Origin of the sequence: Pseudovibrio sp. Ad13 (assembly GCF_001623225.1) — a bacterium.
Lineage (GTDB): Bacteria > Pseudomonadota > Alphaproteobacteria > Rhizobiales > Stappiaceae > Pseudovibrio.
Window position 1 is genome coordinate 516,323 of sequence record NZ_LMCC01000013.1, and the last position, 26,258, is coordinate 542,580.

Consider the following 26,258-nt stretch of genomic DNA (forward strand, 5'->3'; position numbering starts at 1 on the left):
CACTCGTGGTTTCGATGCTGAGCATCGTCTTTGCTGATGGTCAGCGCGGGATCGCGCTGGCACCCTGGGGACTGCTTGCATTTCTTGCGGCAGCTGATCTGCTGCTGTCATTCACACGCAGGAAGCAGCTCAGCTACAATATGGCTAAGGAGATTTTTATCGGTGAAAGCCAGAACCTGAAGCTGGAGATCCCCCGGATGCCTGCTGGTCTGCGAGCACAACTGGCCTGGCCCAAGGGCCTGAGCGGCGTTGCTGAGATCAGTTTTACGCAACAAGCCGATGGCACTGGTATTGCAGAGGTTGCGTGCCGCGGTGTCCGGCGCGGTGTCTGGTCTTTTGAACACATCTGGTTATGCTGGACATCGCAACTAAAACTGTTTGAGTTTGTACCACGCCTTGAATTCGCTCTGGAAATACGGGTCGTCCCCAATATCCGGCTGGTGCAGTCGGGAGAGATCGCTACAACGGTGCAATCGGCCCTCTATGGTGTCAAGGAAAACCGAGCCATTGGGGAAGGGGCGGAATTCCATCAGCTTCGGGATTTTGTCCAAGGTATGGATGTTAAGTCCATCGACTGGAAACGGTCAGCCAAACGCCGGTCACTGGTGGCCCGGGAGTTACGCGCTGAACGCAATCACCACGTGATACTGGCGCTGGACACTGGCTACCTCATGAGTGAGGAGATTGGCGGCTTACCGAAAATCGACCATGCCATGAGCTCAGCACTGGCAGTTGCGTGGGCAGCAGCCATAGGTGGTGATCAGGTCGGTTACTACGCCTATGACCTTCGCCCGCACTCCTTCATTGCTCCAACACAAGGCCGTCAGGCTTTTGTCCGGTTGCGCAGCTGGAGCGGCGAACAGGCCTATTCCAGGCACGAAACCAATCATACGCTTGCCTTGTCCGAATTGAATGGGCGCACACCAAAACGCAGCCTGATCATTGTATTCACAGATTTCATCGATACCACTTCAGCTGAATTGTTGGTTGAAAACCTGACTATTCTGTCCAAGCGACATCTGCTGATCTTTGTTGCTATCCGCGATCCTGAGGCTGTTACCCTCATAGAGACAGCACCTGAAGACCTTGATGGAGTTGCGGCTTTGGTGGCAGCAAACCAAGCAATCAACGAGCGCCGGCTGGTGCTGGAACGGCTGACCCGACTGGGCATTACAGTGCTGGATGCAACACCGGAGACCATCACCAGCCAGCTGATCTCGACCTATCTTGAAATCAAGGCACGGGAGATGATCTGATGTCCAAAACCGATCTCATCCGTTCGACCAGGTTTCGCAAAGAGCGCGAAGCCGACTGGCACCAGCTTGAAGTTCTTGTGGCCCGGGCGGAGCGCGACGGACTGCAGCGGATGGATTTCACCGAGGCGCGTGATCTTGCTGCACTTTACCGGCAAGCCACAACTTCACTGGCCATTGCCCGGGAAATCTCGCTGGATCAGGCGCTTCTGAACTATCTTGAAGCCCTCACAGCGCGGGCCTACCTGTCAGTTTACGCCCCGCAGGAACGACTGGGCGGGCTGTTCCGCAAGTTTTTCCTGCAAGGTGCCCCGCAGGCGATGCGCCGGTCATGGCTGTTCATCGCGATAGGTTTTCTATGCATGGGGCTAGGTGTGTTGGTCGGCTATATGCTCTTTCTGGAAAACCCGGGCTGGTATCATGTGTTCATGCCGGCAGAGCTTGCTGGCGGTCGTGGCCCGTCTTCGACTGCTGATGAACTGCGCCGGGTGATTTATGAGGAAAACCCATCCGCTTCAGGTCTGGGCGCTCTTGCAACTACATTGTTCTCACACAACACTCGTATTGCCATTTTTATATTTGGGCTTGGGGTTTTCCTCTGCGCCCCGGCAATCCTTCTGACATTCTACAATGGTTTGGTTCTGGGTGCCTTTTATGCGCTGCATACAGAGCGCGGGTTGGGCATCGATCTGGGCGGCTGGCTGTCTATACATGGGGTCACCGAAATCTCTGCGATCTGCATTGCTTGCGGCGGCGGATTGCAATTAGGTGCAGCGGTACTGTTTCCCGGCGATAAGACCCGCAGTCAATCGTTGCACCACGCAGGACGGGACGCGACGAAACTGGCACTGGTCGCTGCCATTATGTTGATCGCAGCTGCTCTTCTGGAGGGTTTTGGCCGTCAGCTCGTTCAACATACAGCCACACGCTATGCACTCGGCTGGGGAATAGGCCTTTGCTGGCTCGCCTGGTTCGGATTGGGTGGAAAGGCGCGACTATGAAGCTGAGATGGCAGAAGAACGCTAAGGCTAGACCGCCAGTTGGAGAGTTGGTGCCGCCAGAGGGCGTGCCTCTGAAACTAAAAGTAGCAGGGCTGGGAGTGCGGTTGGCTGCGCAGATCACGGATGTTATTCTTACTTTGATTGCCGCACTCTGCTTGCTAATCCTTGTTGCTTCTCTTGGGTTTAGTTCACCAGAAACGCTCATAGCAATCGGCAGCCTGATGTTCTTCATCATACGGGTACCTTACTACGTTATGTCCGAACTTGCCTGGAACGGCCAGACTCTCGGCAAACGCCTGATGAAGATCAAGGTTGTATCGCACGATGGAACATCGCTTAGCACTCATTCATTGGTGATGCGCAACCTTATGAAGGAAGCTGAGATTTTCCTGCCTATTACTCTACTGCTGTCGATTGATAAGGCTTCCCCGCTGACTTCAGGCTTGGCCCTTTGCTGGATCGCCGCCGGTTTTATGGTTCCGCTCTGCAATCGGTATCGTCAAAGGTTAGGTGACTTGATAGCGGGCACCCATGTCATCCACCTGCCGGTGCCTGTGCTGCTGATAGACCTAGCCGATCAATCTGTAACGCAGCTGCCTAAAAAGGAAGAGTTCGTCTTTCTTATGCATCAGCTCGAACACTACGGTACTTATGAACTGCAAACCCTCGAAAGCCTATTACGTGCACAAGGGATAGCAACGGGATCGGGGAGCAATCATAGACAAGGGGCTACCATTGAAGCAGTGGTCGAGAAGATTCGGCACAAAATTGATTATGCTGACAAGGTGCCCACAGCAAAGAGACTGGAGTTTTTGAGAGCATTTTACAATGCACAACGCGCGCATTTGGAACAGCGTCAGCTGTTTGGTGAGCGGCGTAACGATAAATATTATGCCAAAGAAGACATTTTACTCTAAGGCAACAACATTATATATGCTGCCCTTTTTAGTTTTTAAAATAGTACGACACACTCAATGGGTGTATCTATAGAGACAAAGTACCCTAACGTTAGATAATGAATCAAGGCTAAAGGATAACCATGACCAGTACAACAGATATCGGTAGCCGTATGTCTCTTGGCGTCGGCGCCATCATCGGCGAGAGCTTCTCAATTTTTTTTAGAAACCTTATCTCGATCGCCCTTATGGCGCTGGTGCCCAGTATGCTGAGCCTGCTCGCCAGTAGCGCACTGGTTGGGCTTGATGTAGCGTTGGGCACCGCCGATCCCGAATTCAGCACATCATTCGGTTTTGGGGCTTGGGGAATGGCGATAGTGCTGCAAATCTCTTTCTACAGCTTGACGACCGCACTGCTTGTCCAACTGGCTTATGATGCAAAGCTTGGGCGGAGGATCCAGCTTGGCCGCTATGTCACACCGGCCATCCGGGCTGCTATTCCGATTGCCATTCTGTCCCTGATTGCTGGCGTATTGGCGGGAGTTGCAATGATCGCGCTGATAATTCCCGGCCTTTGGGTGTATGCCGTATTTTCTATGATCGCCCCGGCGGTTGTAATCGAACGAGTCGGTTTCGGTGGCCTTGGGAGAAGTTCAGAACTAACCAAAGAATACCGCTGGCCGATCCTTGGCCTACTGATTTTGATCGGTATTTTTATCGGCATTTTTCAATACGTTGCGGGCTTTGCTGCAGACCTTACTGTTGGCTCGGGACAGTTCGTAGCAATGCTTGCTTATCTAATCCCTTCGACTCTCGGGGCCGGCCTGAGTGGCGTTTCCGTTGCACTGATCTATGCAAGACTGCGTGAGATCAAAGAAGGCGTGACTGTAGATCAGATCGCGCTGATTTTCGAGTAACGCACAAATCAGACGGGCTCCGCAAATGAAACACAGCTGTATGCCAACAGTCTCTGAAAAGCGAGGGAGGATAAAACCGCCCTCTTTTCCGCTTCGCGGCAGTCTGAGCAAAATAGAGTGTAGTTCACAGAGCTGATAGAGAGTAGGGCTTGATGAAACAAGAAAACTCGGTGCGCTGACCGGTCTAGATGAAATCTTGGGCAGACATGCCAGGAACCAGTTATTTGCCATCCGGTTTGGGCAGTTTTCTCTTCAGGATCTAGAGGCGGACAGTGTAGTAAACCTATCTTATGACCTGATCGCGGGTTAATTCTTGAGAACCGGGCAACACGCGAGCGTTCAGCTCCGGAGTTGTGAACTGATCTACATTCGTTGGTGGAACATGGGCCTCAATCATCAGATCACTGTCTTTGGCACCACCTGCAAAAGCACATCGCCCGGTGCAAACACACCACCAACAGTATGTCGATTAAGATCAACCTATGATTGAGGTTATGGACTAGCTGGAAGCGCCTAGATCTAGGTCTAATGTCTGCAAATGGTCGATTGAGTCAGTCTAAATCGCTCGTAAGGGCTACCGCGAAACCTTCAGCTGTGCCTGTCTCAACCTCAGCTAATAATCTACCAGTGACAGCTAAGGTCGTTGCAGAAGTTAAACTCTCATTCACGTCATGCGTAGCTAGACAATAATTCTTATCAGCAGCATCACTCCCGGTTTGCGATAGTCTACATTGAATGTCCGTGATCATGAGGTTAGGGGATCTAATGGGAGAGGTTTCAGAGTGTGATTTGCTGCTTGTTTAAGAGCTTTACTTCAAAGATGCTTTCAGGAGATTGCTGTTTTGTCAGGATAAAGTGAGTGAAGCTGAGTAGCCTAAATTAAAAGATAATGCATAGTTGGTCTCCGGTACCGGTGGGCGGCAACCCAGAGCACTATAGGATCATTTGAAAGTTGTAGTGTTTCCTCCAACTTTCAAATGATTATTTGGGCCTCACGCAGCGAGTAGAAGACTTCCGCATTCAGTAGTTCGTGTTGCATTCACCCATTGAAACTTTCGCAATATCAATTTTCCGAAGGCAAACCCGGCTTCGATGTAGGCAGTTTGCCCCTCAAAAAAACTCTATCCATTTCCTTGCGGCCTTGGCAACAAACTCCGGGCTGTTGCCAGAACAAATTTGGGCAGGTGCGCGGCCCAGGATGAATAGATCCGTCAACACGTCGATAACCTCACTCGAATTAAGCTTGCACTTCCCACGGATGGCAAGACACTCCCGACTGTACTCATCCAGTATATTCAATGTTCTGAAAGCCCTGCCATCATCGGTGCGATGATGTACAAAGTCATAGGGCCATACATGATTGCGATACGCCGGGTGCAGTCGGACGCAAGATCTGTTATTGAGGCAGAGCCTTCCTTTCTTGGGCTGCTTCATCAGAACCTTTAGCCCTTCCTGTCGCCAGAGGCGTTCGACACGCTTATCATTCACTTGCCATCCTGCATCTCAGAGCAGAGCTATAATGCACCGGTACCCGTACCGACCACATTGGCAGGCAAACTCAATCATATCTACTACCAGACGATCCTCATTCGCTCGCCCACTCAGTGAACAACGGCTGCGTGGGTTGGTGCTGACCAAGGACGCGGCAAATACATCGCTCGGAAACCTTCATTTGGCTGCGAACATGATTGATGCAGGCCCGAAGATGGGGCGGGTTTAGAAGTTTCCCTTGGCAGCCTCGGTGAGGATCAATTTGTCCAGTGTCAAATCAGAGACAATGCGGCGCAAATACTCATTTACTTTCTAGAGCCGTTTTAGTTCATTGAGCTATCCGTGCCCATTCCGCCATACTTCTTCTTGCAGCGATAATAAGTTTACTCAGTCACACCGATCTGTCTGATCGCATCAAAGTGCAGCATCCCTTGCCCTTTAAAGACTTTAACCTGTCGCGGTTTAACTCAAACTCCTCTGGCTTTGGCTTCTAGCTTCCCATATCTGATCCTTCATTTTCCTAATCAGAAACGTGGAACACTTCTGTGGGAAAGGCTCACGTTTCTGATCAGCAAAGGTGAGTGCTTTTGGCAATGCGGTAAAGCGAGCCTCTCCGCTGTTGAGGCCGAAGCGGATCCAAGTGCTGAAGAAGGCGATGAGGTTAAAGCGACTGATTTATCTAGATGTGATCTAACGCCTTCCTTCTCAAGGTATCGCGGGTCCTTCTCAGACTTTTCCTTGCCTGCGGGTAGTTCGGGACCACGGCACAAGCGCCTATGTGGTTTTCGCGAGGGCTTGATGTTGATCTTCTTGTTGTTGTTCTCCCTTTTTAGTCCCGCTAAACTTATGGGTTTGTGGAGGAATTCAGTTTCATTGCATTAACACCTTGCGCCAATCATCGCATGCTCATCTTGAGGCGTCGAAACCTCTACGAAGCAGTTACCGCATCCGTTTATTGGCGGTTTTTTTTGTGTCTGGAGTTAGCTCTCCAAACGCAAACTCTCGCTTATGGGCGGGAGGGCGGTGAATAAAATACCCTTTGCGGGGGAATAAACCCGCCTGTCTTCGTCAGGTTTCGAACCTCCCGCTCGCCAGTGGGTTGTCGAATGCTTTCTGTCGAGTGGTTTGTTCAACAAGCCAACGAAGAGGGCTTCGTAATGACTGATACTGGTAAAGAGAAATGTGCCCATACATCCCTTCGCAATGAAGTGGATCAGCTTCACCTCACAGCCAACCATCTCAAAAATCTAGTTTATTACATGAGTGTGGTTCTGAGCGAACGCATGGAGCACACGCAGGAATATGAAGCGTTGCTGACGCTATTTGATACTGTTCGCAATCACATTGAAGATGTGCAGGGAAGTCGCGAGAAAATTTCCGAGCTGCTCGAACCTTGCACGCTGGAAGTCTCCAAAGACTAAAAATACGGAATGAAGAGAGGCATTGCCTCTCACGGAATATTCTGGCTTGGGAAGCGTGATGCTTCTCAGGCCTTTTTTGATGTTCGCTTGAAGCAGATATGCCCTTTTTCAAAAGCACTAAAATTGCGCTCTGACGACAAGCAACAGTTCTCTGACGGCTTTTCAGCGCTCTAATTTTATGGGAAGCCTGCGTACTGACGACCAGTGACGACATTAACAGCTTTTCCAGAATTAATTTGAAAGGGCATTTGTAGGAGCTAAGAGAGGTGAAATTGCGCTTTCAAACGCTCTCATTTGCTTACATAGTGCTGGTACCAAGCCTAAATGCAAAAAGCTCCCGGGAGGAGCTTTGCTAAACCTCTTTATATACCATGAGGTTAAATGGTGAGCCCGCACGGGTTCGAACCGTGGACCTACTGATTAAAAGTCAGTTGCTCTACCAGCTGAGCTACGGGCTCTCGGCGTGACCGTTAGGTCGCTGCCTGTGAGGGGTCTTCTAAGGATTGCAGGGGCTTAGCGCAAGCGCTTTTTTCGATTTTCCACACAGTGCATTGAATTTGAATCAAGTATGCATCTTACGCCTCTCTTAATCATGAAGAGAAGGCGGCTACACTTAAGTGCCTTCAGCAAAGAATACGCCTCACGCGTACGAGCGCTCAAAGTTAAGAGTGGGAGTTATCATCAGACTTTCCCTCATAGGGCAAATTGTCTCGTTTTCTCCGTAAAACTACAATCTAAAGCTCATTAGACTAGGTATTTCCACGGCAATTCATGAGTTTTAAGTGTCCACCACCGATGCTGACTATTCAATTAAATGCGAACGAAAGCAATAAGTTACGACAATATAAAATTCCGCAACCCAGAGCATCATCGTGCAAAATCAATCAAAAGTTGTGAAATATCTAAATACTGTGGAGATGCGTGTTTTGATCGATTAGCGGAGTTTGCTTTTTGATCTGCCGCAAAGAACTCACCTCCGAATAAGCGCACCTACTTAATGTATATTTTTCATGCGAGATAAGGTTTCTCGGAAATGCGAGCTCTCAGGTTGCGCACTGTCTTCCTTCTAATATTTACGTTCTTTCTCAGTGCGTCGAACTACGCGATAGCTGCGTCGGACTCTTCAAATCGTGTTCTCGACTTTGCCAAAAAAGTTGAGGTCACAAAGTTCTTTCCTAAAGCCGACAGGTATGGCGCGCTGCACGAGGACATCGCAGTGTTACCAGCAATGGCCGGAGATGACGTTTTAGGTTGGGTCTTCCTAACCACCGATCTCGTTTCCACAACAGGATATTCTGGCAAGCCTATTGATACGTTGGTTGGTATCAATCCTGAAGGCATGCTCACAAGCGTTCAGCTGGTAAAGCACGCAGAACCAATCGTTCTGATCGGTATCCCTGATAGCGAGATCAAAAAGATCACCGAGAATTATGCTGGTCTCGATATCAAGAAAGAAGCAGAGCAGGGCGGGTCTGCTCACGAGCTGGATATTATTTCCGGCGCGACCGTCACCATTATGGTGATTGATGATTCCGTCGTGAGAGCAAGCCTGAAAGTGGCGCGCACCCTCGGACTTGGCGGCCTGAAAGGCGCTGCTGCTGACACTGGTCCAAAATTTGTCATCGATCCAGACAAAGCAGAGGTTTCTGACTGGATGACAATGACTGGTGATGGTTCTATCCGTCGTCTGACGCTCGATGTGGGCCAGGTCAACGCCGCATTTGTAGAGCAGGGCAATCCTAAAGCCATCAAACGTCCAGAGAAGGGACCAGAAACCGACTCTTACGTCGATATGTTTATGGCGCTTGCTGACGTCCCAACTGTAGGTCGTACGATCCTGGGAGACGCAGAGTATGCCAATCTGAAAAATCGTCTGAAAGAAGGTGAGCACGCAATCGTGGTCCTCGGTCGTGGTCGTTATTCTTTCAAAGGCACAGGCTACGTACGTGGTGGCATCTTTGATCGTATTCAGCTGATCCAGGATGACATTTCAGTCCGCTTCAGAGACCGTCAACACAAACGTCTCGGCGTTGTGGCCGCAGGTGATGCGCCAACGTTTAAAGAACTGGACATGTTCACCATTCCTGCAGACTCCGGTTTCGATCCAAGTAAACCATTCCGGCTGCAGCTTCTCGTACACCGTACAATTGGTGCGATTGAGAAAACCTTCCTGACATTTGATCTGGGCTATCAGTTGCCGCAGCAATACCTGAAGAAGGTAGAGGATACACCAGTTGCCGCAGCAGATGCAGGAAATGGAGAAGGCGCAGTTGCCGCTCCTGCAGAAGAAGGGCGTGTAGAGCTTTGGCAGCGCATTTGGAATGATCGCCAGGTTGATATCGCAATACTAGGCATTGCTCTTACAATCCTGACAGGCGTTTTCTTCTTCCAGATGCAGGTTGCCAAATCAGAGAAGTTTACCTTCTGGTTCCGGATTGGCTTCCTAACCTTCGTTTTGGTCTGGTTGGGCTGGATGGAAAACGCGCAGCTCTCTGTTGTGAACGTTCTGGCACTCTTCTCAGCGCTGACGACAGAATTCAGCTGGACCGCATTCCTGATGGATCCACTCGTGTTCCTGCTGTGGTTTGCTGTTGCAGCAGCACTCATCTTCTGGGGGCGTGGCGCATATTGCGGCTGGCTCTGCCCGTTTGGTGCACTTCAGGAGCTAACCAATCGGATCGCGAAGTTCTTCAAAGTTCCTCAGATCTCACTGCCTTGGGGATTGCATGAACGCCTCTGGGCCGTGAAGTACATGATCTTCCTCGCTCTGTTTGGCTTGTCACTCTACTCCTTGGCAGTTGCTGAGCATTATGCAGAGGTTGAACCATTCAAGACCGCAATCATTTTAAAGTTCCAGCGCGGATGGCCATTTGTCCTGTTCGCTGTGGCACTCTTGACCGCGGGCCTGTTTATCGAGCGGTTCTACTGCCGTTACCTCTGTCCACTTGGTGCAGCGCTCGCCATTCCAGCACGCCTACGCATGTTCGACTGGCTGAAGCGCTACAAAGAGTGCGGTAATCCATGCGCACGTTGCGAGAAGGACTGCATGGTTGGAGCGATCCACCCAGAGGGCAACATCAATCCAAACGAATGCCTGAACTGCCTGCACTGTCAGGTTCTGTATCAGAGCGACGACAAATGTCCGGTCTGCATTAAGAAGCTTGCCAAGCGCAAGAAGTTCGAAGCGCAGACGGGTATTTCAAAGACGGAAAAGGGCACTTCCGTCAAACAACCGGCTTAGGCCAAATCTACTAGAAAGTATCAAGGGAGACTTTCATGACTGATAGAAAAGAGACAGGTCTGTCACGCCGCGCATTGCTCGGTGGTACTGCTAAAACAGCCGCTGTTGCGGGTCTGGGCGCAGTGGCAGTTGCTGGCGCTACTGGTGGCATCACTGCTGCACAGGCAGCTGAAGGTAACGACTTCCACGTTGCTCCGGGCGACCTGGACGAATACTACGGCTTCTGGTCTTCTGGACAGGCAGGCGAGCTGCGCATTCTGGGCATCCCATCCATGCGTGAACTGATGCGCGTTCCTGTGTTCAACCGCTGTTCTGCAACCGGTTGGGGCCAGACCAACGAATCCAAAAAAATTCTGACAGAAAACCTGTTGCCAGAAACCAAAGAGTTCCTTGCAGCTCATAATATGGACACATATGACAACGGTGACCTTCACCACCCACATATGTCCTTCACCGACGGCAAATATGACGGCCGCTACCTGTTCATGAACGATAAGGCAAATACTCGCGTTGCACGTATTCGTCTTGACGTGATGAAAGCAGACAAGATCATCGAAGTGCCAAACGCGCACGACATCCATGGTCTACGTCCTCAAAAATGGCCTCGCACAGGTTATGTCTTCGCAAACGGTGAGCACGAAGCTCCACTCGTAAACGATGGTAAAATCCTTGATAAGCCTGAAGAATATACCTGCATATTCACCGCGATTGACGGCGATACCATGGAAGTCGCATGGCAGGTGATTGTATCCGGTAACCTGGATAACTGTGATGCGGACTATCAGGGCAAATACGCATTCTCAACCAGCTACAACTCAGAAATGGGTACCAACCTGGCAGAGATGACTGCGTCCGAAATGGACCACTGTGTTGTCTTCAACATCAAACGCATTGAAGAAGGCGTCAAAAACGGCGACTACGAAATGCTGAATGGCGTGCCTGTTCTTGATGGCCGTAAAGGCTCCAAGTACACCGCATACGTTCCAGTGCCGAACAGCCCACACGGCTGTAACACTTGCCCAGACAAAAAACACGTTATGATCGCTGGTAAACTGTCTCCAACAGTTTCTGTTATCGACGTGGACAAGCTGGATGCAGTGTTTGACGGTGCAGATCCACGTTCCGCAGTTGTTGCAGAACCTGAGCTGGGCCTTGGCCCTCTCCACACAGCATTCGATAACCGCGGTTTCGCATACACCACACTGTTCCTCGACAGCCAGATGGTTAAATGGGACATCGACAAAGCCATCCGTCAGTACGCTGGTGAAGAAATCGACCCAATCCATTCTAAGATTGATGTCGCTTATCAGCCAGGCCACAACCACACTTCCATGGGTGAAACCCTGGACGCTGACGGTAAGTGGCTTGTTTCCCTGAACAAGTTCTCCAAAGACCGCTTCTTGAACGTTGGTCCTTTGAAGCCTGAAAACGAGCAGCTGATCGATATTTCTGGCGACGAAATGAAGATCGTTCATGACGGCCCAACATTCGCTGAGCCACATGACGTCATCATCGTTCACCGTTCTCTCGTGAACCCAGCATCTGTTTGGGATCGTAACGACCCAACATTCGCTGATGCAGTTGCACAGGCAAAAGCAGACGGTGTTGATCTGGAAGAAGCAGAACACGTAATTCGCGATGGCAACAAAGTTCGCGTTTACATGCACTCTGCAGCTCCGACTTTCTCTCTTGAGAAATTCACCGTGAAGCAGGGCGATGAAGTCACCGTTTACGTCACCAACATTGATGACATTGACGATCTGACACATGGCTTCTGTATCTCCAACTACGGTGTAGCAATGGAAGTTGCTCCTCAGGCAACTGCTTCTGTGACCTTCATTGCTGAGCGTCCAGGTGTTCACTGGTTCTACTGCCAGTGGTTCTGTCACGCACTGCACATGGAAATGCGCGGCCGTATGTTCGTTGAGCCTCGCGACGCATAAGGGAGCAGCGGGCATGACAAGGTTGTACTGGCAAACATTGCTGGGAGCGACGGCTTTGATTGGCGTGAGCGTTTCTGCTCACGCCGCTGAAATCCCTGTTCCTGCACAGCCTGATGCCTTAGCCCGCGCCTTAGAAAAGGCGCAGGAGGGAGACGTTTTGCGCCTTTCTGCTGGAATTCATCAGGGACCGATCATCATTGATCGGTCTTTGGTGCTTGAAGGAGAGCCAGGCGCAGAGCTTAAAGGCAATGGCAAAGGCTCAGTAATAACTGTCGAAGCACCAGATGTGGTCGTCGATGGACTGGTCATTACCGGTTCAGGTCTTTCCAACCAAACAATCGATTCAGGCGTGAAGCTGACAAAAAAAGCAGATCGTGCCCGAATTACAGGGAATAAGTTCCTCAACAATCTGGTGGGTGTGGATGCACACGGCCCAGATGATGCTTACGTTGCCGATAACCTGATTGAAGGACGTCGCGATCTGCGCCCCAACGAGCGCGGAAACGGCATATATGTCTGGAACTCACCACGACTTGTCGTGGAATTTAACACCATCAAATATGGCCGTGACGGTATCTTCGTAAACACCAGTCCAAACGATACTCTGAGAAATAATTATTTCGAAAACACACGCTTTGCTGTGCATTATATGTATGGCAACAAAGGAACTATCTCCAACAACGTCTCAGTAGACAATCACATTGGCTACGCTCTTATGTTTTCCGACAAGCTCACCATCACAAACAACATTTCTGATGGGGACCGCGACCACGGCTTGATGCTGAACTATGCAAACAATGCCGTAATCACCGGAAACCATGTGAAAGCATCGCCTGAAAAATGTTTGTTTATGTACAACGCTAACAAAAACAAAGTCGACGGAAACACGTTCGAGCGTTGTGAGATTGGAGTTCATTTCACAGCTGGTTCCGCTAAAAATAAGTTTTCCAACAATGCTTTCATCGGAAATAAAACTCAGGTCAAATACGTGGGCACACGTCATCTTGAGTGGACCTACGAAGGTCGTGGAAACTTCTGGAGCGATCATTCAGCCTTTGACATGAACGGAGACGGAGTAGCCGATACCGCCTACCGGCCAAACGACATGGTCGATCAAATTCTCTGGACGCAACCCGCTGCAAAACTGCTTACCGGAAGTCCTGCTGTTCAACTCCTCAGTTGGACACAGTCTCAGTTTCCGGCGCTTTTGCCAGGCGGAATCGTGGACAAAAAACCGCTGATGCATGCGCCAGAGTTAGCAAAGCCGAAGGTAGGAGCAAGAAGATGAATAATACAGTTCTTCGAGCTGAAAACGTCCGCATGACCTTCGATGGACGGGATGCTGTAAAAGATCTTTCCTTTGAACTGGGAAGCGCAGAGAGGGTTGCGCTCCTCGGACACAATGGGGCAGGAAAAACGACATTCTTTAAGATGTCACTTGGTTTTCTAACCCCAACGGATGGACGGATTGAAGTTTTGGGCGCAGAGCCCGGCAGTGACAAAGCACGCGCATCCACCGCGTTCCTGCCTGAATCTGTTGCCTTTCAAAGAACATTGACAGGTGTCGAAGTTCTCAAATACTACGCACGACTAAAAGGCGAAAATGCAAAGAAAGCCATTGGTTTGCTCGAACGCGTTGGACTTGCAGAAGCAGGACGCCGCCGCGTTGGGACATACTCAAAAGGCATGCGTCAACGCTTGGGCCTGGCACAAGCATTGATCGGAACACCGAAACTTGTCCTACTTGATGAGCCAACAAGTGGCCTGGACCCTATTTCTCGGCAGAATTTCTATGATCTGGTGACTGAGATCTCAGGAAATGGAGCAACAGTATTGCTGTCGTCTCATGCCTTAACGGAAATGGAAGCACGTACTGATCGCATCTTGATCATGTCCAAAGGCAAATTGGTGGCGAACGATACGCTCGACCATTTGCGGACCGCAGCAAGATTGCCGATCCGCCTCAAGGTGAAGTCGAAAGAAGAACCAGCAGAGCAACTGGCAAACCGCTTGGGTGGTACTCCGGTTAATTGCCGCTCGGTAGAGATCATGTGCGCACACGAAGACAAGATCGCAAGAATTGCTGCGGTCACCAGCCTTGGCGCGATGATCGAAGACATTGATGTCCATCTACCAACATTGGATGATGTGTATAAGCACTTCTCTGAAAAAGCAGATCTAGAAGATAATGCAGGGGAGGCCTAAGATATGTTTCAACGTATCCTCACTGTAGCTCAACAGGAGTTCCGGATCGGCTTACGAAACCGCTGGATCCTGCTTTCTGTTGTGATCCTGAGTGCATTCTCAATGGCACTGGCCTTACTCGGCTCAGCTCCTGCAGGCACGCTCGATGTAAGCCGTATGACAATCACTGTGGCCTCTCTATCCAGCCTGTCTGTCTATCTGGTTCCACTGATTGCACTGCTGCTCGCCTTTGATGCTGTTGCAGGTGAAATCGAACGCGGCACCTTGTTACTGATATTCTCCTCACCAATGACACGAAGCGAGTTCCTCATTGGCAAGGCTGTCGGTCATATCTGCGTTTTGTTGCTAGCCCTCACACTTGGCTACGGATCAACCGCAATGATGTTGGCAGCCACTGGCGGCGGTGACACCAGTGGTTTTATAGACTTTGCACGATTGATCGCAACCTCAGCTATCCTCGGCCTTGCATTCTTGTCTCTTGGATACATCGTCAGCTCACTTGTGCGCCAGGTAACAACAGCAGCTGCAATGGCAATCGGAATTTGGCTGGTGTTGATCGTTCTTTACGATCTGGCCCTGCTCGGCGCTCTGGTTGCGGATAGCGAAGGCTTTTTTGCCTCCAGCGTTTTCCCATTCGCTTTACTGGCAAACCCCGCAGATGCCTTCCGCCTGTTCAACCTTTCAGCGCTCGATGCCAACGCCATGGTTGGCGGTATGGCGGGTGTTGCTGAAAGCCTTCCATTCCCACCAATCGCTGCTCTTGCATCCATCTTTGTGTTTGCGGGTGCTGCGATGTCTGGTGCAATCCTACTGCTTAAGAGGGTTTCCCCATGATGAAGAAACTATTTGCAGTCGCAGGCGTCACATTGCTTCTGGCAGCGTGTCAGGAGAAAGAAGAAGTCATCAAACCAGTAGCCATGGAACTTAACGTCGAAGCTGCTGGCTTCTACTGCCAGATGACGGTTCTCGACCATGAAGGCCCCAAAGCGCAGATTCATCTGGCAGGAAGCCCATTCCCGCTCTGGTTCTCACAAGTGCGCGATGCTGTTGCTTTCACACGTCTACCTGAAGAGTCCAAAGACTACGTCGCAATCTACGTGAACGATATGGACAATGCAGAGAGCTGGGAGCAGCCAGGCAATAACAACTGGGTTGATGCCGATGCAGCATACTTCGTTATCGAAAGCACGCAGAACGGTGGCATGGGGGCACCTGAGGCAATTCCATTTGGCACACAAGTAGGTGCTGAAAAGTTTTCTTCTGAAAACGGCGGTAAGGTTGTGAAGCTGACAGAAATTCCTGATGAATACGTGCTCAAACCAGTTGAATTCGAACTCAGTGATGTGTCAAGCAATTAGCCCAGACTATAAAATCTAAAAATACAAAACGCTCCAGAAATGGAGCGTTTTTTTGCGTCGAAACCAGTTTCACTGAATGGCAAGTTGTTTCAGTACTTGCAACGTTGCGGATAGCCAACCCTCAGATCCGGATCTCCAACCACAATCAGCTCATCAGGATCACACGTCACACTTTCCGTTGGGGAGCTGTCAAAAGGTCTGAATTTGAGTGCACGATGCCCGCAAATGAGTGTGGTTTCACCGCAAATAAACCCAACTTCTTCAGTGCTTCTATGCTTAACGATTGAACCAAGTTCAGGCTCCCCAAAAGACATATCCGCAGTCAGCAAGTTCAAAAAATCAACTTCAGGATTCCCATCTGCAGCATGCTTACTCGCCGTTTTCAAGAGATCCTCAAAAATATCATGCCGCGCAGTCGAATGTTGACTATCTACTTCGTTTGAATGTTCAGCGCGATTTAAGTCGATGGGCATAAGAGTTCTTTCAACTAGAGAACTAAAAGCAAATGTAAAAATACCAGTTCAGACAAACATCTGATTATGTCCAATCCTTATGCGCCTTTCACATAATCAGGAAAGGAGCACAAATTAGAGTTGAATTGGATAATAAATCCATATCGTAGATTTCAACAGCTGGAAAGGTAAATAAACTCAAGTTTTAAATAACCTGAGCAATGCACATTAAAAAGACGAAAAACAGAGGTACGAAAAAAAAGCAATTTAACCTTTAAGATACAACACTTTAATTAAATAATACATGAGATCGAAAAGACACATTCATGACGTATGCACAATTATTAAGTCAAATTCACTAGGTCAAAAATTGGATAGAATAACTTCATGTCGGCAGATAGAAATTAGGTAAATTCCCCCAACAATAACTGTGAAGCACTCACATTCACTGAGAAGATTAAACTGAAGGAAGTGAACTCGAAACGACATTGTCGAAAAGAGATTGACACGATATTCAATTTAGAGCGTGATATAACAAGTTGTTTGGAAAAAGACTTTGAACTTCTAACAACAGCGCCAAAGTGTCGGCAAGGCCGCAAGTAAATGCGTCTTATTGCTCATTTCGTTTCAGCATCTCGTGATAAATACGAGCAAACATCATGGAAACGAAATTCATAGGTCCTTTGCTACCCGAGCCATACACCTGTGCTTCGATTTCTAATGCCTGGGTCCACGCCTGATCGATTAAATCCAGATCAGTCTGCTTCACATGCCCTTCCATCTCACTTAGAATCTCAGTGTCTTCTATAAAGTCGACATCATTAACACCGTGAATTCCGAAACGAAGAAACTGTTCGTTGACACCGAGTGCTAGTGCCAATTTCCCCAGAGTATCACCACGCGGATTATCTATTAAACCTTTTTCGATCTTATAAAGATTGTCATAACCAACGTTTGCACGTCGAGCTAAATCTTTGACCGTCAGATCATTCTGTTTTCTTAGTTTTTGAAGCCGCTGTTGCCAAGTCATGGTTGCTCTGCAGTCGCTAAAAACATAGTCCCGTGGAGAAGTATTCCAGTTAGTGCAATTAATCTATGACTAGATTGGTCGCAAATAAATAAGCAAATGAGATATCCGCAAGAAATTAGGGGAGCTGCCTACTGCATTGTCTTTAGCCAATCTTCCTCCTCTTTAAAATTGCTGAAACAGCACTCCCACCAAAATTTTAGATTGTAGTTTTAGTTTCAGCAAAAAGTGACTTGTGCACCTGTTCTCCCACCTCTGATGTTTAGAACACCAATATTGGGCTTGTCAGATGGGTAGACCATGAGTAAATGGGGCGAAATTAATTCTGGAAGGGGATAAATGGTTGCCAAATAATCAAGGTACTGCCCATGCCGTCTATGGTATGGGACGCTGGGGTAAAGATCTTCTCTCTGTGCTGCCAAACGGCGATATAGCACTTAGTAATCCTTTGATGCCGGACGCTCCCAAGGTGAGTCTGCCGGAGATCGTTCACGACCTTGAACAACGTGGTATCCATTCTCCACTTTTGCTGCGCGTAAGTTCGTTCCTGCAAAACGAAATCGCTCACATCAACAATTCCATGGCAGATGCAATCAATCGCGTCGGCTATAAAGGCAAATATCGCGGTGTTTTCCCGATCAAGGTCAACCAGCAGGCGCAGGTTATCGATCGTATCGTTGAATTTGGCCGTCCATACTCCTACGGTCTTGAAGCAGGCTCCAAGCCTGAGCTTGTTATTGCGCTTGCGCACCGCTTGCCTAAAGAAGCTCTCATTGTTTGTAACGGTGTTAAAGACGAAGAGTTCATTCGTCTTGCAATTCTTTCCCGCAAACTGGGTTTCAACACTATCATCGTGCTGGAAAGCCCGAAAGAACTCGATACCGTTATCAGTGTGGTTGAGGAGCTGGGTGAGGAGCCTTTGCTCGGTGTGCGCGTTAAACTGACGAACCAGATTGGCGGCAAGTGGGAAGAAAGCTCTGGCGATCGCTCCACATTTGGCATGAACACTGATCAGCTGGTCTCAGTGATTGACAAACTGCGCGATGCGAAACTCTTGCACTGCCTGAAGTTGCAGCACTCTCATCTTGGCTCGCAGGTTCCTGATGTTAATGACGTACGCCGTGCAGTTGGTGAAGCCTGTCGTTACTTTGTCGAGCTGACAAGGGAAGGGGCCGAGCTCACCCATCTTGATCTCGGTGGTGGCCTTGGGGTTGATTACACCGGTGAGAAGAAGGCGATTGAAAACTCGACCAACTACTCGGTTGAGGAATACTGCGCCAATGTGGTGGAGACCGTTGCTTATGCAATGGATGAGGCAGAACTCACGCACCCCACATTGATCACTGAAAGTGGTCGTGCCGTTGTCGCGACCTCTTCAATGCTGCTCTTCAATGTCCTTGAAGCAACGCTGTTTGATGCGCCTACTGCACCTGAGCCTAAAAAAGACGATCACCACATGGTTGCTGATCTTGCAGCTGTTGAGGGGTATCTTAGCGCAGAACGGCTTCAGGAATGTTTGAACGACGCCTCATTCTACCGCAATGAGCTGCGTGCGCTCTTCCGCCGGGGGTATATCGACCTGCGCCAGATGGGTCGTTCCGAGCGCATTTACCTGCATTTGATGTCCAAGATTAAAGAGCTGGCGCCGCCGACAGGCGTTGCTCCCGAGATCGACGAGCAGCTTGAGAAGGTGGCGGATATCTACCACTGCAACTTCTCTTTGTTCCAGTCCCTGCCAGACGTTTGGGCCATCGATCAGCTTCATCCGATTGTGCCACTACAACGCCTGAATGAAGCACCGGATCGCCGTGCTGTTCTTTCTGACATCACCTGTGACAGTGATGGTAAAGTAGACAAGTTCATTTTGGCGGACGGCATCTCACCATCTTTGCCGGTCCATACGCTCGAAGAAGGCAAGCCATACTATCTTGGCGTTTTCTTTGTTGGTGCCTATCAGGAAACGCTGGGTGATCTGCACAACCTGTTTGGCGATACCAATGTGGCAACCATTGACCTGCGCGCTGATGGCGGATTTGATCTGCTTCAGGAAGTTGAAGGTGATACAATCTCGCAGGTTCTTTCCTATGTGGAATATGATCCACGCGATTGCGTAGACGCTTTCCGCAAGCTTATCGATGAGGCGGTCTCCGCTGGCACACTGAAGAACGCTGATCGACGCACGTTGGTTGCCGCTTACCGCGACAGCATCAACGGCTACACTTACTACGAATAATCCAAGGACCGGGGAATAGGCATGAGTAAGACTCTGGTAATCGGCGCAGGCGGTGTTTCCTCCGCAGCCGTACACAAAATGGCAATGAATTCGGATATCTTTTCTGAGGTCACGCTGGCATCTCGTCGCAAGTTTAAATGCGATGACATTGCAACAAGCGTGAAGGCAAAGACCGGCGTTACGATCAAGACAGCTGAAGTTGACGCGATGGACGTTGCAGCAGTTGTTGCCCTCATCAAAGAGAGCGGCGCAGAGCTGCTGGTGAACCTGGCACTGCCGTATCAGGACCTGAAGCTGATGGATGCCTGTCTGGAAGCTGGCATCAACTATCTGGACACCGCAAACTACGAGCCGGAAGACGAAGCAAAGTTCGAATACCACTGGCAGTGGGCCTATCTGGAGCGCTTCAAAGAGGCTGGCCTAACTGCGATCCTCGGCTCTGGTTTCGATCCGGGGGTTACTTCCGTTTTTGCAACATGGCTGAAAAAGCACAAGCTTGACACCATCCGCCAGATTGACGTTCTTGATTGTAACGGCGGCGACAACGGCAAGGCATTTGCAACCAACTTCAACCCAGAAATCAACATCCGTGAAGTAACAGCAGATGCACGCCATTGGGAACAAGGCGACTGGGTCAGTTCACCTGCGATGACCCACAAAGTTGCTTTCGACTTCCCAGGCGTTGGCGAGAAAAACATGTACCTCATGTATCATGAGGAACTGGAGAGCATGAAAACGCACTTTTCCGAGATTGAACGTGCGCGTTTCTGGATGACGTTCGGCGATGCTTACATCAACCACGTCCGCGTGCTTGAAGGTATTGGCATGACCTCAATTGAGCCAGTCATGCATGAGGGCACAGAAATCATCCCGCTGCAATTCCTGAAGTCCGTTCTGCCGGACCCAAGTGATCTGGGCGAGCTGACCAAAGGCAAGACCTGCATTGGTGACATTGCAACCGGTCAGGCGAAAGACGGCTCCGGCGAGAAAACCTATTACATCTACAACATCTGTGACCACGAAGAGTGTTATGCAGAGGTTGGCTCGCAAGCTGTTTCCTACACCACTGGCGTACCTGCAATGATTGGTGCGGCACAGATCCTGAAAGGGAACTGGAACGAGCCGGGTGTTTGGAACATGGAGCAGCTGGACCCGGATAACTTCATGGATATGCTGAACGAGCACGGCCTGCCCTGGCAGGTGCATGAGCTCGACGGCCCGGTTCAGTTCTAAGCTGATGGCTGACATGATGCAGACGCAGGCTGGCGATGCGGGAGCGTTCAGAACATTTGATCTCTCCCGGGTCCCAAGCCCCTGTTTCGTCGTTGATGAGGTTGCGGTCCGCCGCAACCTCTCTGTGCTTAAGGACGTGGCTGATCGCTCTGGCGCGCACGTTCTTTCCGCGCTGAAAGCCTTTTCCATGTTCGCACTGGCCCCTGTGGTACGCGAATATCTGGAAGGCACCTGCGCCTCAGGCCTTTATGAAGCACGCCTTGCCCGCGAACAATACGGCGGAGAAGTTGCAACGTTCTGCGCTGGTTATAAAGCAAGCGAGATTGATGAGATTATTGGCTACACCGACCATATGATCTTCAACTCACCTGCTCAAAAAGATCGCTTTCTGCCAAACGTGCGCGCTGCCAGACACAAAGTCGATGTGGGCCTGCGCATCAATCCTGAGCACTCTGAAGGCGAGGTTGCGAAATACGACCCATGCGCCCCATGCTCGCGCTTGGGCTTTCCAATCTCGCAGTTAAATGCAGAGATATTGGACGGCGTCGATGGCATCCATATGCACACGTTGTGTGAGCAGGAATTTGAACCACTCCAGCGCACATGGGAAGCAGTAAAAGATAAGCTTGCGCCGTATTTCAGTCAGCTGAAATGGATCAACTTCGGCGGTGGTCACCACATCACGCGTGAAGATTACGACCGTGAAGCACTGATTGCCTTCGTCAAGGATGTGCGCGCAACAACAGGGCTGGAAGTTTATCTGGAACCCGGCGAAGCAGTTGCTCTGGATGCGGGCATTCTGGTAGGTGAAGTGCTGGATCTACCCCAAAACACCATGAATCTAGCAATTGTCGACATTTCCGCAACCTGCCATATGCCGGATGTGATTGAAGCTCCATATCGCCCGGCCATGCTGGATGAAGTGGAGGAGGGGCACACATACCGCCTCGGTGGCCCATCCTGCCTCGCAGGTGACGTGATCGGCGATTACACACGGGCAGAACCACTGAATGTTGGTGATCGCTTTGCATTCCTCGATCAGGCCCATTACTCCATGGTGAAAACCAACACCTTCAACGGTGTTCCCCTGCCAGCAATCGCGCTCTGGAACTCTGAAAGTGACGAACTCAAGATCATCCGTGAGTTCTACTACAACGACTTCCTGACCCGTCTTTCCTAAAGGTACGAAATGTCTGTTTTTCTTGACAGTGAGCTGACTGAAGCAGAACGCAAAGCAGAAGACGCTCTCTTCACAATTATCCCGGTCCCACTGGAACGCACCGTCTCTTATGGCTCGGGTACCATCAAAGGCCCCGAAGCTATCATTGAGGCAAGCAATGAACTGGAACGTGGCTGCAATGGCGTTGAGCCATGCGCTTCCGGCATTGCAACGCAAGCACCAATCGACTGTGATGGCCCTCTGCCAGACGTCATGGAGCGCCTTGCTCAGCGTACGGAAGAAGCCGTTAAAGCCGGTAAAATTCCAGTCACACTGGGCGGCGAACACTCACTGTCTTACGGCGCGGTCTCAGGCGTTGCCCGTGCGCTCGGCAAACCGGTTGGCATTGTACAGGTTGATGCTCACGCAGATCTACGCATCGCCTATCAAGGCGAAAAGCACTCCCACGCTTCTGTCATGAACCTCCTGGTAGAAGAGGGGAATTCCCTCGCACAATTCGGCGTACGCGCACTCTGCCAGCAGGAAATAGACAGCCGGAAAGACAACAAAGTTTTCTTTATCGATGCAGAAGAGTTGGTCACCAAAGGATTGCATGCTGTCGATCTGCCTAAGGATTTCCCGGAACACATCTACATCTCCTATGATGTAGATGGCCTCGATCCCTCTCAAATGCCAGCAACCGGCACGCCTGTGCCTGGAGGTCTTGGATATTACCAATCCCTGCATCTGGTAGAGCATGCACTAAAGGGCCGCAAATGCGTTGGTCTTGACGTGGTTGAACTGGCACCAGATGGAAATGCTGCATGGGACTTCACAGCAGCTCAGATCACCTATCGCCTGATGGCTGCAGCAATGATCCGCCAGGGCTAAAAATACAACTTACTCAAAATACACAAAGATCTGCGATTACAAAATTACAGCTCTTTTTCTATGAAATTATACATGGGAGTTCCAGATCACTTGGCCACCAGGCCCAGTTCTTTTGCCCGCTCACTCAGTTGGATACACACAACCCCGTTCGCATCTTCCTCTGCATCTTCCAGAGTGTGCTGCACTTCTCCAGCAAGTCGAATACTTTCCTGAACCAGCACAATATAATGCGGTGTCGCTTTGAGCTTATTGTCTCGAATGTAATCCAGTGTCCGCTGGTGATTGATGCCGATATCACAAAAATTATCCATAGTATCAACGAGAAAAATTTCTTTGATCCTCTCCTCAGCCGTCTGCGCAGCAGCAGGCAACACAAACAAGCAGGTGAAGGCACCAGCTAGAATCAATCGCTTCATGTAAAAATCCCCATAGAGAAAATAACAGTCTGGCGTCGCTGTATTCAGCTGTCCATTCAGCAGATCTCGCAGATGTGTTCTTTAGTCACTCAGAGCGTAAGCACGGCCTGTAACAAGCCGTATGGAGAGTGAAATCGGGCAGGTTCCATGGGAAATAGTCTGATCCAGAAGCCAATTCTCAGATTCTGGACAACAAAAAACCCACCATAAAGGTGGGCTCTTTTTGCTTATCTATCATAAAGATAGATGGCGGAGAGGGTGGGATTCGAACCCACGAGACGCTTCCACGCCCGCTGGTTTTCAAGACCAGTGCATTCAACCACTCTGCCACCTCTCCGGCTGTGTGGTGTGGGCTCTATTTGGTTCATGCGGCCTCCAAAGTCAAGCCGGCGAAAAACTTGTTCCACAGCCTGAATTTACTTTTTTCACAGCGGAATCAAACAGTCCCACCAAAACCGCTATTTCCCCTAAGGAAGTTAGCCTTGGTAAGAATCTCTCTTTCTTGTGGAGACATTTTGATCGGATTCAGTTAAGGTTTATCGGCTATCTTTTTAATATTGGTTCAGTTTGTAGTGAGCTCGGGTGTTTTTGCTCAACCAGACTGAAATCCGTCAGTGCCGAACATGTAGTGAGTAACAACGGTATGACTTCTTTACTGAATTGGGGCTATTCGGTGAAAGCACCAGCTCCCGAAACGATCAAACGTGTAGCGACTAGCATATCTGTAGTTGCCTTGTGCGCAGGTATTGCAGCCTGTGGCGGCGGCACAGACAAAGTGAAGTTCAGTGAAAAGAAGTACGGCGTGGCTGCAAGTCCTCGTGTGGTGAAAGGCACTAAGCCAGTTCCCAAAGGAGGCGGGCGCGCTGTTGTCGGCAAACCGTATAAAGTGGCTGGCAAGTGGTATTATCCCAAAAGGGACGATAACTACAAGAAAACCGGTAAGGCATCATGGTATGGTCCAACCTTCCATGGCCGCAAAACAGCAAACGGCGAAATCTTTGATCGCAATGCGCTGACAGCGGCACATCCAACAATGCCTCTGCCAAGTTATGCTAAGGTGACAAATCTGCAAAATGGCCGCTCCATGATTGTGCGTGTGAATGACCGTGGACCATTCCACGATAATCGCGTGATTGATCTGTCTGAGCGCGTTGCAGGAATGTTGGGCACCAAATCCAGCGGCGTTGCAAAGGTTCGTGTTGAATACGTTAGCCGCGCACCTCTTCACGGACAGGATGAGAAGAAGCTACTGGCATCTTATTCTGGCAATGGCGGAAACTGGAACGGCGGTAACTCTGCACCTCAGACCATGTTTGCCTTTGCAAATCCTGTGAAACGCATTTCCGGCCCGGCTCCAATGCCAAAAAGCAGGCCATACGACACTCCAATTTATGCGGCGCTAAATGTGTTGGCGTTCAATTCCAACCAGCTCGATCCTGCAGTGGTCTACGAACGTAACTTGAGCACGACACAAGTCGCATCCATATCCAGTTTCAAGAACCGCATCAACAGCGCCCTTGCGACAAACGCAAACCCGAATGCGCCCAAACCTGCGATTGCAGCACAGCCAGTTTCTACATCCTTTGGCAGCTCACTCCTTCCACCACCAAGTTCAGGTGTTTACAAAACACCAACAAGTGGCAGTGCACCAACGTTTCAGAGCGGAAATGCAGTTTCCTCCTATACGTCACAGCAAAGGCTCAACAATGCGCATGAGGCATTTAAATCATTTTCAGGTGGAACTGGTTTGAAGAACTTACTGCAATCTCGTACTGGCCAAAAACACTAAGTCATTTAGTTTTAAACGGCTTTACCCAGTCTGCTGACCTGCGTTAGTGTTTGTTTTAGGGGATGGGGCGTAGCATAGCCTCTCTAAAAACATTCAGGGAGACGCAGGCGTGCAGGTTGGGTGGCAGAAGTGCAAACAGCATAAATCTCGAAGCAACTTTAAGCGCTGGCTATCTCCTGATTGCTGGAGATTTTCAGCGATAGCGGCAATGGTGCTCTGCGCTCTAGTCGCATCTCCAACAGCTCATGCTGTTGAGATAAAAGCCAAAGCTGCGACGCTTTACGACTTCTCCAACAAGTCATTGATCTTCTCTAAAAACTCTCAGGTTCTGCTTGCGCCAGCTAACCTGACCAAGCTCATGACCGCCGTAACAGTGCAGCAGGCACTGCATGCCGGTGACATCACACCGCAAACCACATTCAAGGTCAGTGAACATGCATGGCGGACAGGCGGAGCACCCGCACGCGTTACCACCATGTTTGCACGCCTGAACTCCTCTGTCCCCGTGAATGATCTAATGTATGGCCTCATCGTTCAAAGCGCGAACGATGCCGCAATCATTCTGGCAGAAGGCCTGGCCGGCAGTGAAGCCAACTTTGCGCGGGAGATGAACAAGCTCGCCAAGTCCATTGGAATGGAAAATTCTAATTTCACCAATCCGACCGGCTTCCCTGAGGAGAGCCACAAAACGACACTGGAAGACCTGACAATCTTAGCGGCGTATGTCTTGGAACATGAGCCTGAACTACATTCTGTGTTTTCCATGGACCGCTTTACGTGGAACAAGATCACACAGCGCAATAAAAACCCCCTCATTCGGGATATTGAAGGACTGGACGGGTTCGGAGCTGGCTTCTCTGAGAGAGAAGGTTTTGCAGCACTTGGAACACTCGACAGCAACGGTCGTCGCTATGTAGCCGCTATTGCAGCCTCACCGACAATGCAAGACCGTGTTCAGGACATGAAAACTCTATTGCTGCCATCTTTTTCCGGCCTTAAGCTCGAACAGTTTTACCGCAAAGGCGATCTTGTCAGCGATGCACAAGTGTATGGCGGCAAAAGAACAACAGTCTCCCTGAAGACAAATGATGCCGTCGCAACGCTTATCAATCCCAACGAAAAAGACAAATACCAACTGCGCGTTGTTTACAATGGCCCCATACCCGCACCGATTAAAGAGGGAATGGAAGTTGGAGAACTGCAGGTTCTTTCCAAAAATGACGTGATTTATCGGGCAACACTGGTTACAGGAGAGGATGTAGCCATGGGAGACCTGCAAGGCCGTGCTTGGGACGCGCTAGGCGAGTTCTTCTACCAGTTGTTCTAGCACCG

General features: G+C 50.0%; 20 protein-coding genes, 2 tRNA genes and 1 pseudogene. 17 read left to right on the forward strand and 6 right to left on the reverse strand.

Annotation, left to right across the window (positions count from 1 at the left end; translation table 11 throughout):
• The first annotated feature begins 14 nt into the window (after nt 1-14).
• From PsAD13_RS16105 to PsAD13_RS16120, 4 genes are all read left to right on the forward strand, one after another.
• Nucleotides 15-1,256, forward strand: a complete 1,242-nt coding sequence (locus tag PsAD13_RS16105) for a DUF58 domain-containing protein (protein WP_193777061.1) — start codon at nt 15-17, stop codon at nt 1,254-1,256.
• Complete coding sequence (locus PsAD13_RS16110) at nt 1,256-2,254, forward strand: stage II sporulation protein M (protein WP_063318816.1); 999 nt, start codon at nt 1,256-1,258, stop codon at nt 2,252-2,254. The genes PsAD13_RS16105 and PsAD13_RS16110 overlap by 1 nt, the downstream gene beginning before the upstream one ends.
• Nucleotides 2,251-3,171: an RDD family protein gene (locus PsAD13_RS16115; protein ID WP_063318817.1), complete on the forward strand. Its 921-nt coding sequence runs from the start codon at nt 2,251-2,253 to the stop codon at nt 3,169-3,171. The genes PsAD13_RS16110 and PsAD13_RS16115 overlap by 4 nt, the downstream gene beginning before the upstream one ends.
• Before the next feature lie 122 nt (nt 3,172-3,293).
• Nucleotides 3,294-4,067 carry a hypothetical protein gene (locus PsAD13_RS16120; RefSeq protein ID WP_063318818.1) on the forward strand — a complete coding sequence of 258 codons (774 nt, stop codon included), beginning with the start codon at nt 3,294-3,296 and terminating at the stop codon, nt 4,065-4,067.
• Between the two features lie 944 nt (nt 4,068-5,011).
• Here the strand turns inward: PsAD13_RS16120 and PsAD13_RS28375 are convergent.
• Nucleotides 5,012-6,022, reverse strand: a pseudogene (locus tag PsAD13_RS28375) (IS3 family transposase); the annotation flags it as partial.
• A 693-nt stretch (nt 6,023-6,715) separates the two neighbouring features.
• Between PsAD13_RS28375 and PsAD13_RS16130 the strand changes: the two are divergent.
• A complete protein-coding gene (locus PsAD13_RS16130) occupies nt 6,716-6,979 on the forward strand; it encodes a hypothetical protein (RefSeq protein WP_063318929.1) in 264 nt (87 codons plus the stop codon).
• Nucleotides 6,980-7,361: 382 nt separating this feature from the next.
• Here the strand turns inward: PsAD13_RS16130 and PsAD13_RS16135 are convergent.
• Nucleotides 7,362-7,437, reverse strand: a tRNA-Lys gene (locus PsAD13_RS16135).
• Nucleotides 7,438-8,012: 575 nt separating this feature from the next.
• Between PsAD13_RS16135 and PsAD13_RS16140 the strand changes: the two genes are divergently transcribed.
• The 6 genes from PsAD13_RS16140 to PsAD13_RS16165 are packed head-to-tail and all read left to right on the forward strand — an operon-like array spanning nt 8,013 to nt 15,726.
• Nucleotides 8,013-10,220, forward strand: a complete 2,208-nt coding sequence (locus PsAD13_RS16140; RefSeq protein ID WP_063318819.1) for a NosR/NirI family protein — start codon at nt 8,013-8,015, stop codon at nt 10,218-10,220.
• 35 nt (nt 10,221-10,255) lie between these two features.
• The gene (gene nosZ / locus PsAD13_RS16145; protein WP_063297017.1) at nt 10,256-12,163 is read left to right on the forward strand and encodes a TAT-dependent nitrous-oxide reductase; all 1,908 of its coding nucleotides are present in this window, start codon (nt 10,256-10,258) and stop codon (nt 12,161-12,163) included.
• A 13-nt stretch (nt 12,164-12,176) separates the two neighbouring features.
• Nucleotides 12,177-13,451: a nitrous oxide reductase family maturation protein NosD gene (locus PsAD13_RS16150; RefSeq protein WP_063318820.1), complete on the forward strand. Its 1,275-nt coding sequence runs from the start codon at nt 12,177-12,179 to the stop codon at nt 13,449-13,451.
• The gene (locus PsAD13_RS16155; protein ID WP_063318821.1) at nt 13,448-14,368 is read left to right on the forward strand and encodes an ABC transporter ATP-binding protein; all 921 of its coding nucleotides are present in this window, start codon (nt 13,448-13,450) and stop codon (nt 14,366-14,368) included. Before PsAD13_RS16150 ends, PsAD13_RS16155 begins: the two co-directional genes overlap by 4 nt.
• 3 nt (nt 14,369-14,371) lie before the next feature.
• Nucleotides 14,372-15,202 (forward strand): ABC transporter permease subunit, encoded by an 831-nt coding sequence (locus tag PsAD13_RS16160; protein ID WP_063318822.1) that lies wholly within the window; start codon nt 14,372-14,374, stop codon nt 15,200-15,202.
• The gene (locus PsAD13_RS16165) at nt 15,199-15,726 is read left to right on the forward strand and encodes a nitrous oxide reductase accessory protein NosL (protein ID WP_063318823.1); all 528 of its coding nucleotides are present in this window, start codon (nt 15,199-15,201) and stop codon (nt 15,724-15,726) included. Before PsAD13_RS16160 ends, PsAD13_RS16165 begins: the two co-directional genes overlap by 4 nt.
• 89 nt (nt 15,727-15,815) lie before the next feature.
• Here PsAD13_RS16165 and PsAD13_RS16170 read toward each other — a convergent pair whose 3' ends face one another.
• Nucleotides 15,816-16,112, reverse strand: coding sequence for a hypothetical protein (locus PsAD13_RS16170; RefSeq protein WP_153040001.1), 297 nt, complete (start codon nt 16,110-16,112; stop codon nt 15,816-15,818).
• Nucleotides 16,113-16,788: 676 nt separating this feature from the next.
• A complete protein-coding gene (locus tag PsAD13_RS16175) occupies nt 16,789-17,208 on the reverse strand; it encodes a helix-turn-helix transcriptional regulator (protein ID WP_063303951.1) in 420 nt (139 codons plus the stop codon).
• Between the two features lie 340 nt (nt 17,209-17,548).
• Here PsAD13_RS16175 and speA point away from each other — a divergent pair, with 340 nt between their 5' ends.
• The 4 genes from speA to speB are packed head-to-tail and all read left to right on the forward strand — an operon-like array spanning nt 17,549 to nt 22,721.
• The gene (gene speA / locus PsAD13_RS16180) at nt 17,549-19,438 is read left to right on the forward strand and encodes a biosynthetic arginine decarboxylase (RefSeq protein WP_082831109.1); all 1,890 of its coding nucleotides are present in this window, start codon (nt 17,549-17,551) and stop codon (nt 19,436-19,438) included.
• Nucleotides 19,439-19,459: 21 nt separating this feature from the next.
• Nucleotides 19,460-20,671, forward strand: coding sequence for a saccharopine dehydrogenase family protein (locus tag PsAD13_RS16185; protein ID WP_063318824.1), 1,212 nt, complete (start codon nt 19,460-19,462; stop codon nt 20,669-20,671).
• Nucleotides 20,643-21,851 carry a carboxynorspermidine decarboxylase gene (nspC, locus tag PsAD13_RS16190; protein WP_208986674.1) on the forward strand — a complete coding sequence of 403 codons (1,209 nt, stop codon included), beginning with the start codon at nt 20,643-20,645 and terminating at the stop codon, nt 21,849-21,851. Before PsAD13_RS16185 ends, nspC begins: the two co-directional genes overlap by 29 nt.
• Before the next feature lie 9 nt (nt 21,852-21,860).
• On the forward strand, nt 21,861-22,721 hold the full coding sequence (speB, locus tag PsAD13_RS16195) for an agmatinase (protein WP_063318826.1): 861 nt from the start codon (nt 21,861-21,863) through the stop codon (nt 22,719-22,721).
• Between the two features lie 86 nt (nt 22,722-22,807).
• On the opposite strand, the gene PsAD13_RS16200 is transcribed toward speB, so the two are convergent.
• Nucleotides 22,808-23,137: a hypothetical protein gene (locus tag PsAD13_RS16200; RefSeq protein ID WP_063318827.1), complete on the reverse strand. Its 330-nt coding sequence runs from the start codon at nt 23,135-23,137 to the stop codon at nt 22,808-22,810.
• Nucleotides 23,138-23,384: 247 nt separating this feature from the next.
• Nucleotides 23,385-23,474, reverse strand: a tRNA-Ser gene (locus tag PsAD13_RS16205).
• 306 nt (nt 23,475-23,780) lie between these two features.
• Here PsAD13_RS16205 and PsAD13_RS16210 point away from each other — a divergent pair.
• Together PsAD13_RS16210 and PsAD13_RS16215 are read left to right on the forward strand one after the other, a co-directional pair.
• Nucleotides 23,781-24,926, forward strand: a complete 1,146-nt coding sequence (locus PsAD13_RS16210) for a septal ring lytic transglycosylase RlpA family protein (RefSeq protein WP_063318828.1) — start codon at nt 23,781-23,783, stop codon at nt 24,924-24,926.
• A 208-nt stretch (nt 24,927-25,134) separates the two neighbouring features.
• Nucleotides 25,135-26,253 carry a D-alanyl-D-alanine carboxypeptidase family protein gene (locus PsAD13_RS16215; protein WP_063297040.1) on the forward strand — a complete coding sequence of 373 codons (1,119 nt, stop codon included), beginning with the start codon at nt 25,135-25,137 and terminating at the stop codon, nt 26,251-26,253.
• The last annotated feature ends 5 nt before the right edge of the window (nt 26,254-26,258 follow it).